Genomic DNA, 13,139 nt, shown 5'->3' with positions numbered 1-13,139 from the left:
CCCTCTGCGCCCATGGCGGGCGCTGATGGTTCCGGGTCATTTGGAGATGTGCATGATGAAGAACAAGGCCGGCTGGGTGGCCCTTATCGTCCTGGCAATTGCGTCGCTGCTGATGATTTTCTTTGTCATGCCCAATATCAACGGCGGAAAGGACAAGGTCACGGCGCAAGCGCCTGCCAATGATGCGGCCGGAGTGACGGCGAACGAGCCGGGTGCAAAGCCAGCCTCGCCTGCGGATGCCGCAACGGCAGACGCCAAGGGCGCGCGCCCGACGGCTGGCGGCGAAACGGCGAATGCTCCGGCAACCGGGACAGCACCTGCCGGGACAAACGGGACGGATCCAGCTGTCGCACTGACGGTACCGGGCTTCGACGTCCTGCGTGTCGAGCCGGACGGCTCCACCGTGATTGCCGGGCGGGCAGAGCCCAATAGCAAGGTTGAGATCGTCAATGGCGAGACGGTGGTCGGAACGGCAGATGCCGGTGCCACCGGTGATTTTGCCGCGATCTTCGACAAGCCGCTGCCGGCCGGTGACTATCAGCTGACGCTGCGCAGCACCGGCGAAAATGGCGTGACAAAATCCTCCGAAGAGGTCGCGACCGTTTCGATCCCGAAGGACAAGGCCGGCGAATTGCTGGCCATGGTGGCCAAGCCCGGCGAGGCAAGCCGCATCATCACCAAGCCCGAGGCTGACGGCAGCGCTGCGGCCGCAAAGTCCGCCGGGACGGAAGCAACCTCTGGCGAGGTAGCCAAGGCCGAGCCGGCACCGGCAACGGCGGCAACCGGTATTGCCAAGCCTGCACAGCTCGCCACGCCCACGCAGACCCTATTGACTGGCGATGCGGCTGGCGATGCGGCGGCCGTCGCGGCAACCGGCGAGACACCGGCCGTCGCGGTTTCCGCCGTCGAGATCGAAGGCAAGAAGATTTTCGTGGCCGGCAATGCCAAGGCCGGTGCGCTGGTGCGCATCTATGCCGATGACAAGCTGGTGGGGGAAACCGAGACCGACGAGCAGGGCCGCTTCGTCGTCGATGGCACGCTCGATCTGCCGGTTGGCAATCACACGATCCGCGCCGACATGATGAGCGCTGATGGCAGCAAGGTCGAGCTGCGCGCCGCCGTGCCGTTCGATCGTCCGGAAGGCGATCAGGTGGCAGCCGTGGCGCAGGGCAATGCCCAAGGCTCCGTCGTGCCGTTCGATGGCGGCAGTTTCGATGGTCTGCGGCTGGAGGCGACCAAGGCGCTGAGCCTGCTCAAGGGCCTGTTTGCCAATGGCAAGGTGCCGACGGCCGAAGAACTGGCGGCGGCACGTTCCTCCACCGAAATTGCCCTGAAGTCGCTCGCCGATTTCAAGGTTGCCGACAATCTGGATGCCAATGTCAAGGAAATGGCAGCCAAGACAGCCAAGTCTGCGACCAATGCGCTGACCATGCTGAAGGCCCTTCCGAAGGATGCGGCCAGCGTATCGGCAGCGCTTGGCAAGATCGAGGCTGCGGTCGGCTCGGCGCTGATGCCGCGCACGGATGGTACCGGCAACGATGCGGTTGCAAGCCAGGCCGTAACGCCGGCACCGGCAAAGGATGCTGTTGCAGAGACGGCACCGGCAGCAGGCGGCGATGTTGCCAAGCCTGCAGATGTTGCAAAGCCTGCAGGTGACGCGACCCAGCCGGCACCGGTCGAAACCGCCCAGCAGCCTGCCGCACAGACAACCGCGCCGTCCACGGATGCAGGCGCTGCTGCGACGGCACCCGCAACGGACAACGCGGCTCCAGCGGCGGGCGCTGGGACCGCCGGCCAGCCGGCAGCCGAGCCTGAAACCGTGCAGCAGGCGCCGTTGCAGCAGAGCAAGACCTCGGTCATCATCCGCCGTGGCGATACGCTCTGGCAGATCTCGCGCCGTCTGTATGGTGCTGGCGTGCGCTACACGACGATCTACCTGGCCAATGAGGATCAGATCACCGATCCCGACCGGATCCTGCCCGGCCAGGTCTTCGGCGTGCCGGACAAGGCGATGTCGGAAGCCGAATCGGAAGAGATGCACCGCAAGCATGTGAAGCATCTGCCCTGATCGCTTTTTGCTGCTGCTCCATTGCAGTTGCCGAAAATGAGTCCTATCTGAAACACAAAGCGGCGCCTCACAAAGGCGCCGCTTTCCATTGGAAAATTGCGCTTGCGGCGCCTTCGTCGATGTCGTCATCCCCATGACATTCAAGGCGCGCAAGGACGGCTGCCGCAGACCGGCGGCCGGGAAATGAAGGCGGACACGACGTGGCAGCGCAGAAGAAGACGGTATCGGCGGATTCAGGCAATCCGCTGCAGACGATCATCAATCTCTGGCCCTATATGTGGCCGAGCGGCCGCGCCGACCTGAAGATGCGCGTGGTCTGGGCAACGGTCATCCTGCTGATCGCCAAGGTCGTGCTCCTGCTCGTGCCCTATTTCTTCAAATGGGCGACGGATGCGCTGAATGGCAAGACCGACGTCACCGGCATCCTGCCCGTCGTCTTTACTGGCGCCGTCATGCTGGTGCTCGCCTATAATCTCGCCCGGCTGCTGCAGGCGGGGCTCAACCAGCTGCGCGATGCGCTGTTTGCCAGCGTCGGCCAGCATGCGGTGCGCCAGCTGGCCTATCGCACCTTCGTCCACATGCACCAGCTGTCGCTGCGCTTCCATCTTGAGCGCCGCACCGGCGGCCTGTCGCGCATCATCGAGCGCGGCACCAAGGGCATCGAGACGATTGTCCGCTTCACCATTTTGAACACGGTGCCGACCCTCATCGAGTTTCTGATGACGGCGATAATCTTCTGGTGGGGTTATGGCTTCAGCTATCTTTTGGTCACCGCCGTCACCGTTGCCGTCTATATCTGGTTCACCATCAAGGCGAGTGACTGGCGCATCTCGATCCGCCGCTCGATGAACGACAGCGATACCGATGCCAATACCAAGGCGATCGATTCGCTGTTGAACTTCGAGACGGTGAAATATTTCGGCAACGAGCAGATGGAAGCCCAGCGCTTCGATCAGTCGATGGAGCGTTACGAGCGCTCGGCCACCCAGGTCTGGACCTCGCTCGGCTGGCTGAACTTCGGCCAGGCGGTGATTTTCGGTGCCGGTACGGCTGTGATGATGGTGATGTCGGCGCTGGCGGTGCAGCGCGGCGAACAGTCGCTCGGCGATTTCGTCTTCATCAACGCCATGCTGATGCAGCTCTCCATCCCGCTCAATTTCATCGGCTTCGTCTACCGCGAAATCCGCCAGGGCCTGACCGATATCGAGCAGATGTTCGACCTGCTCGAAGTCCAGGCCGAAGTCGTCGATAGCCCGGATGCGGTGGAACTGGCGATCGACAAGGGCGCCATCGCCTTCAAGGACGTGCATTTCGCCTATGACCCGGCCCGGCCGATCCTCAAGGGCATCTCGTTCGAGGTGCCGGCCGGAAAGACGGTTGCGGTCGTCGGCCCCTCCGGTGCCGGCAAATCGACGCTCTCCCGGCTGCTCTACCGCTTCTACGATGTGCAGGAAGGTGCCATCACCATCGATGGCCAGGATGTGCGCGACGTAAAGCAGAAGAGTCTGCGCGCCGTCATCGGCATGGTGCCGCAGGATACGGTCCTGTTCAACGACACCATCGCCTATAACATCCGCTACGGCCGCACCTCCGCCTCGCAGGCCGAGGTCGAGGCCGCAGCCGACATTGCCCAGATCGGCGGCTTCATCAAGAGCCTGCCGGAAGGCTATGGCGCGATGGTCGGTGAGCGCGGCCTCAAGCTGTCAGGCGGCGAGAAACAGCGCGTGGCGATCGCCCGCACCGTTTTGAAAAGCCCGCCGATCCTCATTCTCGACGAGGCGACATCGGCGCTCGATACCCGCACCGAGCAGGAAATCCAGACCGCACTCGACATCGTCTCGCAAAACCGCACGACGCTCGTCATCGCCCACCGGCTGTCCACCGTTATCCATGCCGACGAGATCATCGTCCTGAAGGACGGCGGCATTGCCGAGCGCGGCACGCACGGAGAGCTGATTGACCGCAACGGCCTCTACGCCTCCATGTGGAACCGCCAGCGCGAAGCCACGCAGGCCGAGGAAACGCTGAAGAAGGTGCGCGAAAGCGACGATCTCGGCGTGGTCGTTCGCGGCCCGGCGGCGGTGTGAGGCGAGCGAGGAGGGGGGAGTGATTGGTGAAGACGGAAGCGATTTTCCAGGAAGTTCTCACTTCTCTCCGCTCACTGCCCACTAACGACTACCAACCGCCCACTTTTCCCTGTACGTCCTTGCCGGACCGAAAATTTGGAGATGCCATAAGATGAGCTTGATCAATACGGTGCGCAACACGCTGGTTCCGGTGCATAAGGAAGGATATCCCTTCATCGCCGGTTTCTTCGTTGTTTCGCTGGTTCTCGGCTTTCTGTGGGAGCCGTTGATGTGGATCGGCTTCATCCTGACGGCCTGGTGCGCCTATTTCTTCCGCGATCCCGAACGCATGACGCCGCTGGACGATGACCTCGTCATCAGCCCGGCCGATGGCCGCGTCTCATCGATCGCGATGATGACGCCGCCGGAAGAGCTGGGGCTGGGCACCGTACCGATGCTGCGCATCACCGTGTTCATGAACGTGTTCAATTGCCATGTGAACCGTGCGCCGGTGCGCGGCACCATCCGCCGGATCGCCTACCGTGCCGGCAAGTTCGTCAATGCCGAACTGGACAAGGCAAGCCACGAAAACGAACGCAACGGCCTGGTCATCGAAACCGGCCATGGCGAAATCGGCGTCGTCCAGATTGCCGGGCTGGTTGCCCGCCGCATCATCTGCTGGTCCGTCCCCAACGACACGCTTCAGGCCGGCGAGCGCTTTGGCCTCATCCGATTCGGCTCGCGCCTGGACGTCTTCCTGCCTGAAGGCGCCGAACCCCGCGTCAGCCTTGGCCAGACGGCCATTGCCGGCGAAACCGTTCTGGCGGAATTCGGCTCCGCCAAGGGACCTGTCATCAGCCGGCGCGGTTGATGGACGAACGAAAAGCGAAACAGGAGCAGATCATGGAAACGCCCTTTCCGCCTTTTGACCCGCATGGCCCCAACGATGATGGTGCGCGCGGCCCGCGCCTGCGGGAAATTCCGCTGCGGCTGCTCGTGCCCAACCTGATCACGGTTCTGGCCATCTGCGCCGGGCTTTCGGGCGTTCGCCTGGCGTTTGAGGGCCGTTTCGAGCTTGCCGTCGCCATGGTGCTGGTCGCAGCCTTCCTCGATGGAATCGATGGGCGTGTCGCCCGCCTCCTGAAGGCCACGTCGAAATTCGGCGTGCAGATGGATTCGCTCGCCGATATCGTCAATTTCGGCGTCGCACCGGCGCTCGTCCTGTTTGCCTATGTGCTGGATGAGGCACGCTCGATCGGCTGGATTGCCGCTCTGATCTACGTCATCGCCGCCGGTCTTCGCCTGGCGCGCTTCAACGTGATGGCCGAGCGGGATATCAAGGCCAAGTGGCAATCGGAATATTTTGTCGGGGTCCCGGCGCCTGCCGGTGCCATGCTGGTGCTTCTGCCTGTTTATCTCGGCCTTCTCGGCGTTCAGCCCGGCCATGTCATGGGGCTGATCGCCTCGGCCTATACGGTGCTGATCGCGTTCCTGCTCGTCAGCCGCCTGCCGGTCTGGTCCGGCAAATCGGAAAACCGCGTCCGCCGCGATCTGGTCCTGCCCGTCATCCTCTTCGTCGTCCTCTATGTGGCGACGCTGATGAGCTTTACCTGGGAAACCATGGCGATCACCGCCGTCGGCTACCTCCTGACACTCCCCTTCGGCGCCCGCGCCTGGCACCGCAAATATGGCAGCCAATGGCCAGGCCATCCCGACGACCACGCCTCACCGGGCGAAGACGGTCTACCGGTCGATAAGATGTGAGTTTGGACAGTCGATCACCCAGCAAAAAAGAGCCGCCGCGACACCATCGCGACGGCTCTTTTTTCTGTCTGTGACGTGTTGATGCGCCCAGGTGCAATCAATCCGGCAGGCGGTAATCGACGATGCGGTTTTCGCGGACGATGAAGAGTTTACCGGTTTCGGTCTGGCCTGGGCCTACCAGCGGCAGGAGCTTTGCGGCGACTTCGGACGGGTGCGGCACGGTCGATGGGTCTTCGCCCGGAATGGCCTGGGCGCGCATGGCGGTGCGGGTGGCGCCCGGATCGACCGAGAGGATGCGCAAGGGCAGGCGCTGCGTTTCGCCGGCCCAGGTGCGGGCCAGCGCCTCGACGGCTGCCTTGGAGGCGGAGTAGGGGCCCCAGAACGGCTTGCATTTGTGTGCAGCGCTTGAGGACAGGATCAGCGCGCGGCCGGCATCGGATTGCTGCAGCAGCGGATCGACGGAGCGGATCAGCCGCCAGGTGGCGGTGACGTTGACGGTCATCACCTTTTCGAACACCTTGGCCTCGACATGGCCGACCGGCGAGATGACGCCGAGCACGCCGGCATTGGCGACGAGAATGTCGAGCTTGCCCCAGCGCTCGTTGATGGCGCCGCCGAGCTTGTCGATCGCCGCCATGTCTGCAAGGTCGAAGGGAACCAGCGTCGCCGGCAGTCCGCCCGCCGACTTGATCGCATCGTCAAGGTCTTCCAGCCCGCCGACCGTGCGGGCACAGGCAATCACCTGTGCGCCGGCCTTGGCCAGTTCAAGCGCTGTGAAATAGCCGATGCCGCGCGATGCGCCGGTGACCAGTGCTATGCGGCCCTTGAGATCGATCATGTCTGGGTGGCTCCGAATTCATTGATGCGGGCTTGCTGTGCCACACGTCCGGGTTCCGGCGCAAGCCGGGAACTTTGGGTTTCGACCGGCAAGTGCTGCTCCTCAAGCCCGTGCCGGGCCTGAGGACTGTGGATCAGCCGTTGCTGGCAAGCATCGACAGTTTCGGGCTCGTCGTATCGCCGTTCTTGTCGAGAAGCCGTGTCGGATAGTCGCCGGTGAAATAGTGGTCGGTGAACTGCGGACGGGCATTGTTGCGGGCCTCGCCGCCGACAGCGCGGTAGAGCCCGTCAATCGTCAGGAATTCCAGCGAATCGGCACCGATGAATTTCGCCATCGCCTGGATGTCGGTATATTGATTGGCGAGCAGCTTGTCGGCGTTCGGCGTGTCGATGCCGTAGAAGTCTGGATAGAAGATCATCGGGCTGGCTACGCGGATGTGAACCTCGGTTGCGCCGGCATCGCGGATCATCTGCACGATCTTCAGCGATGTCGTGCCGCGCACGATGGAATCATCGACCAGCACGACGCGCTTGCCTTCGATCATCGCCCGGTTGGCCGAATGTTTCAGCTTGACGCCAAAGGCGCGGATCGACTGCGTCGGCTCGATGAAGGTGCGCCCGACATAATGGTTGCGGATGATGCCGAGTTCGAAGGGAATGCCGCTCGCCTGGGCATAACCGATCGCAGCCGGTGTACCACCGTCCGGAACGGGAACGACCACATCGGCATCCACGGGGGATTCCTTTGCCAGGTTGATGCCCATGTTCTTGCGCGCGGTATAGACGTTGCGGCCGCCGACCACCGAATCGGGGCGGGCGAAATAGACGTATTCGAACAGGCAGAGACGCTCGGCCTGCGGATTGACGGGCTTGCGCGCATCGATCTGGATCGAGCCGTCGGCCTGGATCTCGCAGATGATCACTTCGCCATTTTCCACGTCGCGGATATATTTCGCGCCGATAATGTCGAGTGCGCAGGTTTCCGAGCAGAAGATCGGCTTGCCGTCGAGTTCGCCCATGACCAGCGGCCGGATGCCGGTGGGGTCGCGCGCGGCGATCAGCTTGGTGCGGGTCATGGCGACCATCGAATAGCCGCCTTCCATCTGCCGGATGGCATCGATGAAACGGTCGGCCGTCGAGGTATGGCGCGAGCGGGCGATGAGGTGGAGGACGACTTCGGTATCCGAGGTTGACTGACAGATGGCGCCGGTGGCGATGATCTGGCGGCGCAGCGTCAGGCCGTTGGTGAAGTTGCCGTTATGGGCAATGGCGATACCGCCGACTTCGAGTTCGGCAAATAGCGGCTGGACGTTGCGCAGCGCCACTTCGCCGGTTGTCGAATAGCGCGTGTGGCCGATCGAAATGGTGCCAGGCAGCTTTGCGAGGATCGCCGGATCGGTATAATGGTCGCCGACGAGGCCCATGCGCTTTTCGGTGTGGAACTGCTTGCCGTCGAAGGTGACGATACCCGCCGCTTCTTGGCCGCGATGCTGCAGGGCGTGCAGGCCGAGCGCCGTCAGCGTTGCCGCATCGGGATGTCCCAGAATGCCGAAGACACCGCATTCCTCATGCAGCGTATCGCCGTCCATTTCATCGTGAATTTCTGCTGCTCGCAAATGGGTCATCGCTGTTGGCCTTTGTGTTAACGGCTGGAACGCGTTTGGCATATGGTCTTGGGTCTCTGCAACGGCGCTGCAGGCTTACTTCATCCGGCATAATTCTTGAATCGGGTCGGATTTAAGAATTATTCAGTGAGCCTTCAAGCCGGTAAGGCCTGAGGGTTTCACATATCATCGTTGCAAAAATGGACAGAGCCCGCAAAAGCGGGCCCTCATTCTATCGTTCGGCCTTAGCCGTTGGTCGCTGCACCGTTGGTGGCAGGCGTTTCTTCGGCCGGCGGCTGGGTGGTCGTGCCACCGGTGCCTTCGTTCTCGCCTTCGCCCGTCGTGTCCTTGCCGCGCAGGCGGTCGAGGATCGTCGCATCGGCATTTTCAGGCAGGAGTGCGATCAGCTTGCCGCCGAGATTGTCGAGCAGCGGCTTTGATTTGGCGGTTGTGACCCAAACCGGCTGCTGCTGCGGCGCAACCAGCCAGTTGAAGAACAGCATGGCGACGACAACGAGCAGGACGCCGCGGGCGGCCCCGAACAGGAAGCCGAGCGTGCGGTCGAGCGCACCGATGCGGCTGTCGATGATGAAATCGGCGATCCGCATGGTGATGAAGGAGACGATGATCAGCGCAATCAGGAAGACGACGCCGGCCGAGCCGATCATCGCGACCGTGTCGCTGCTGGTGTAGTTCTTTGCGTAGGGCAACAGGTACGGGTAGAGGAAATAGGCGGCAGCGGCCGCGCCGAGCCAGCTTGCGACCGACAGAACTTCCCGGGAAAAGCCGCGAACCATGGCCAGGATGGCCGAGAAAAGCGCGACGCCGAGAACGATACCGTCGAGAATTGTAATGGGCATATTGTCCTACTCCGAAACCGCCTTGAGACGGCCCCACGCTGATTGTCCGCGAACCATATATGATGACGCGGCAGGCGTCTTTCGATGGTCCATGATTGAACACTGTTTTCACCGGAATTCACCATTTTTTAAACGGCAAATTCCTCAATCATCATTGTCGGCCTGCTTCAGGGCTCCCTTCGAGCCGGCAATGCGCGCCACCAGATCCGGCAGGCTTTCCATCTCCGCCCAGCTCATGCCGCTGCCTTTGGGCAGGTCGGCGGAAGCGGCAGGCAGGACGGCCTGTGAAAAGCCGAGTTTTTCGGCTTCTTTAAGGCGCTGGGCGGTGTGCGCGACCGGCCGGATGGCCCCGGACAGACTGACTTCGCCGAAATAGACGCAATCGGAGGGAAGGGCAAGACCGGCAAGCGAGGAAACCAGCGCGGAAGCCACAGCAAGATCGGCTGCAGGCTCGGAAATACGGTATCCGCCGGCAATATTGAGATAAACGTCATGCTGCCCGAGCCGGACGCCGCAATGGGCCTCAAGCACGGCAAGGATCATCGACAGCCGGGCCGAATCCCAGCCGACGACGGCACGGCGCGGCGTGCCGAGCGATGTCGGGGCGACCAGCGCTTGGACTTCCACCAGCACGGGGCGCGTTCCCTCCATGCCGGCAAAGACGGCGGCCCCCGGCGATTTTGAATTGCGCTCGCCTAGAAACAGTTCCGACGGGTTGGTGACCTCGCGCAGGCCCTTGTCGGACATTTCGAACACGCCGATCTCGTCGGTCGGGCCGAAGCGGTTCTTGACGGTGCGCAGGATACGGTAGTGATGGCCGCGGTCGCCTTCGAAATAGAGCACCGCATCGACCATATGCTCAACGACGCGAGGGCCGGCGATCTGGCCTTCCTTGGTGACATGGCCGACCAGCACGATCGCCGCGCCGGTCTGCTTGGCAAAGCGGATCATCGCCTGAACGCCTGTGCGCACCTGCGTCACCGTGCCGGGCGCCGAATCGGCGGTATCGCTCCACAGCGTCTGAATGGAATCGATGATGGCAAGATCCGGCCGCCGGCCTTCGCCAAGCGTCGCCAGAATGTCCTCGACATTGGTTTCGGCGGCCAGAAGCACCTCGGTATCGGCAGCCCCCAGCCGCTGCGCCCGCAGACGCACCTGCGCCACCGCCTCTTCGCCCGAGACATAGATGATCCGGTGCCCTTGGCGCGACAGCGCGGCGGCGGCCTGCATCAGCACCGTCGATTTGCCGATGCCGGGATCGCCGCCGATCAGCACGGCCGAGCCGCGCACGAAGCCGCCGCCGGTGGCCCGGTCAAGCTCGGAAATACCGGTCATGATGCGCGGCGCATCCTCGATCTCGCCCGACAGCGTCGTCAGCGCCACTGGCCGGCCCTTCTTCGGCGTGCGGCCGGGGCCGCCGCCGATGCCCCCCATCGGGTCTTCCTCGACGATCGTGTTCCACTGGTTGCAGCCTTCGCATTTCCCCACCCACCGGGCGTGAACGGTTCCGCAGTTCTGGCAGATGAATTGTGTCCGGGCTTTCGCCATCAAATTTCGCTTTCGGGGAAGTCTTTGGAGGTGATGTCCTAGCGGCCATGGAGGATGCGCAGGACTGTCATCGTGGAATTGTCCACAGGTAAGTCGATGCAGCGGTCCCGATAGGAGAAGGCCCGCAGGCCGGGAATTAAAGTCACGCGAAACGCCTGTCAGGCCGCACAGCCTCGTCTGCATCCCTATAGACGCCGGCGCGAACTTCCTCATCGATGAACGCATGATCGTCATCATTCAATCGGATATTCATCGCGATGATCTCCTTTTGTTCCAGTCTACATGATCGTCGTCACGATTCCAATGTTTTCGGTCTGAAAAGCTGTCAGGCCTCGATATAGGCCCGCTCATACCGCGCCCCAAGGCTGGTCAGCATCTCATAGCCGATCGTGCCACCGGCGCGGGCAACGTCGTCGATCGCGACATTGTTTCCGAACAATTCGATATAGTCGCCGGGCCGAACGGCATTGTCGGCGAAATCGGTGACGTCGAACAGGCTGAGATCCATGGTGACGCGGCCAAGATGCGGCACTTGCCGGCCATGCAGGAAACCGTAGGCACCGGACGGGGTCGCTTGGCGCAGGGTGACGCCGCCGCCGGAGACCGAGCGGTGATAACCGTCGGCATAACCGATGGCGACGATCGCCACCCGGCTATCGCGGGAAAACTGGGCCGAGCCGCCATAGCTTGCCGTCTCGCCGGTGCGCACGCGCCGGATCTGCAGGATGCGCGCCTCAGCCATGACCACAGGCTTCATCGGGTTGGCTACGCCGTTGACGGCTTCGCCGCCATAGGTGGCGATCCCCGGCCGGGTCATGCCGAAATGAAAATCGGAGCCGAGATGAATACCGGCAGAATTGGCGAGACTTGATTCGATGCCTTCGAAAGCAGCCGTAACCGTCCGGAATGATTCAAGCTGGCGGCGGTTCAGCGGATGCGCCTGATCGTCGGCGCAGGCCAGATGGCTCATCACCAGAATGGGCGAGAAGCTCGCGGGCCGGACGGGATCGCCGGCAAGTGTTAAGGCCTCGTCCAGCGTCAGCCCCAGCCGGTTCATGCCGGTATCGACATGCAGGACGCATGGGTGGTCGCCATGCTGCGACAAAGCCGACATGAAGAAGGCGAGCTGTTCTTGCGAATTGATGATCGGCACGAGGTCGTTGTCGAAGAACAGCTGCTCGTTGCCCGCCCACATGCCGGCCAGAATATGGATGCGGCCATCCGGCACGATTGGGCGGAGGGCAACGCCTTCCTCGACGCTGGCAACGAAAAAATCCCGCGCACCGGCGGCGTAGAGCGTGCGGGCGGCCGGTTCGATGCCGATGCCATAGGCATTGGCTTTCAGCACCGCCGCCGCCCGCGCCTTGCCCGACAGTCTATCCATATGGCGCCAGTTATCGGCAAGCGCACAAAGGTCGATGGTCACGCGGTTGGAGGCAGCCTCAAAGGCGGGATCGGTGAAAGGGGGAGTGTGCAAATCGGCCATGGCGAGAGAAATACAGCCAAGCGGCGGCGGCTGCAATCGCCTTGATTTGATCAATCCGCGACCGCTTTGATAGCGATCGCGGATTGAAATTTCCGGCGGAATGGTCCGCCGTCTCTGTGCCCGAAACCGGTTTACATCAGCGACGATGTGATCAGCGGTTCGACTTCCACGAAGCCTTCGTAGATCATCTTCAGCGCGACGAAGAGAATGATCGCCAGGCCGAGATAGGAAACCCAGGGGAACCGGTGCAGCAGCTTGGCGATGTAGGAGGCGGCAATGCCCATCAGCGCCACGGAGACCGCAAGGCCAAGGATGAGGATATTGGGGTGTTCGCGCGCCGCACCGGCAACGGCCAGCACGTTGTCGAGCGACATGGAGACGTCGGCGATGACGATCTGAAGGGCTGCCTGTTTCAGCGTCTTGCGGGGCGCGCCGCTGCCAACCGTGCCGTCCTTGTTGACGTCTTCGCCGGTCAGCGATTCCAGCCCGGCATTTTCTTCCTGGGCTGCGGTGCGCAGCTCGCGCCACATCTTCCAGCAGACCCAGAGCAGGAGAATGCCACCGACCAGAAGAAGGCCGAGAATCTGCAGGAGCTGGGTGGCGAGCAGGGCGAAGATGATGCGCAGCACGGTGGCAGCCGCGATGCCGATCAGGATCGCCTTGCCGCGCTGTTCCTTGGGAAGCCCGGCTGCGGCAAGACCGATGACGATGGCATTGTCGCCGGCCAGAACGAGATCGATCGCAAGCACCTGCAGCAGCGCGATAAAAGCTTCCATGAACAGATTTCCCCAAGCTGATGACGGCGATCGCGGCAAAATGCCGCGATGGCTTTGCTAATTTTCCCTTCGCTTAACGGCAAGCCTGAAGATTTGCAACACGGCCACAGGCTGTGGCGTCGTCCGGCAC

General features: G+C 62.5%; 10 protein-coding genes. 4 read left to right on the top strand and 6 right to left on the bottom strand.

The window, feature by feature from the left end; translation table 11 throughout:
- The first annotated feature begins 52 nt into the window (after positions 1-52).
- From ASD32_RS28350 to pssA, 4 genes are all read left to right on the top strand, one after another.
- Positions 53-2,068 carry a LysM peptidoglycan-binding domain-containing protein gene (locus ASD32_RS28350; protein ID WP_060641450.1) on the top strand — a complete coding sequence of 672 codons (2,016 nt, stop codon included), beginning with the start codon at positions 53-55 and terminating at the stop codon, positions 2,066-2,068.
- 200 nt (positions 2,069-2,268) lie between these two features.
- A complete protein-coding gene (locus ASD32_RS28345; protein ID WP_060641359.1) occupies positions 2,269-4,155 on the top strand; it encodes an ABC transporter ATP-binding protein/permease in 1,887 nt (628 codons plus the stop codon).
- A 151-nt stretch (positions 4,156-4,306) separates the two neighbouring features.
- Positions 4,307-5,005 (top strand): phosphatidylserine decarboxylase, encoded by a 699-nt coding sequence (locus tag ASD32_RS28340; RefSeq protein ID WP_060641358.1) that lies wholly within the window; start codon positions 4,307-4,309, stop codon positions 5,003-5,005.
- Positions 5,006-5,037: 32 nt separating this feature from the next.
- Positions 5,038-5,898, top strand: coding sequence for a CDP-diacylglycerol--serine O-phosphatidyltransferase (gene pssA, locus ASD32_RS28335; RefSeq protein ID WP_060641449.1), 861 nt, complete (start codon positions 5,038-5,040; stop codon positions 5,896-5,898).
- A 97-nt stretch (positions 5,899-5,995) separates the two neighbouring features.
- On the opposite strand, the gene ASD32_RS28330 is transcribed toward pssA, so the two are convergent.
- The 6 genes from ASD32_RS28330 to ASD32_RS28305 all read right to left on the bottom strand — a co-directional run bounded on the left by ASD32_RS28330 (position 5,996) and on the right by ASD32_RS28305 (position 13,009).
- Positions 5,996-6,736: an SDR family NAD(P)-dependent oxidoreductase gene (locus tag ASD32_RS28330; RefSeq protein WP_060641357.1), complete on the bottom strand. Its 741-nt coding sequence runs from the start codon at positions 6,734-6,736 to the stop codon at positions 5,996-5,998.
- A 133-nt stretch (positions 6,737-6,869) separates the two neighbouring features.
- Complete coding sequence (gene purF, locus ASD32_RS28325) at positions 6,870-8,360, bottom strand: amidophosphoribosyltransferase (RefSeq protein WP_060641356.1); 1,491 nt, start codon at positions 8,358-8,360, stop codon at positions 6,870-6,872.
- A gap of 224 nt (positions 8,361-8,584) precedes the next feature.
- The gene (locus tag ASD32_RS28320; protein WP_060641355.1) at positions 8,585-9,199 is read right to left on the bottom strand and encodes a CvpA family protein; all 615 of its coding nucleotides are present in this window, start codon (positions 9,197-9,199) and stop codon (positions 8,585-8,587) included.
- A 144-nt stretch (positions 9,200-9,343) separates the two neighbouring features.
- Complete coding sequence (gene radA, locus ASD32_RS28315) at positions 9,344-10,747, bottom strand: DNA repair protein RadA (RefSeq protein WP_060641354.1); 1,404 nt, start codon at positions 10,745-10,747, stop codon at positions 9,344-9,346.
- Between the two features lie 325 nt (positions 10,748-11,072).
- Positions 11,073-12,233 carry an alanine racemase gene (alr, locus tag ASD32_RS28310; RefSeq protein WP_060641448.1) on the bottom strand — a complete coding sequence of 387 codons (1,161 nt, stop codon included), beginning with the start codon at positions 12,231-12,233 and terminating at the stop codon, positions 11,073-11,075.
- Between the two features lie 131 nt (positions 12,234-12,364).
- Positions 12,365-13,009, bottom strand: a complete 645-nt coding sequence (locus ASD32_RS28305) for a TerC family protein (protein ID WP_060641353.1) — start codon at positions 13,007-13,009, stop codon at positions 12,365-12,367.
- Positions 13,010-13,139: the final 130 nt, after the last annotated feature.

The organism is Rhizobium sp. Root483D2, from assembly GCF_001426685.1.
In the GTDB taxonomy this organism is placed as follows: Bacteria; Pseudomonadota; Alphaproteobacteria; order Rhizobiales; family Rhizobiaceae; genus Pararhizobium; species Pararhizobium qamdonense.
Note: the sequence above shows the minus strand (reverse complement) of the source record. Positions and strands in the feature narration are given on the sequence as shown.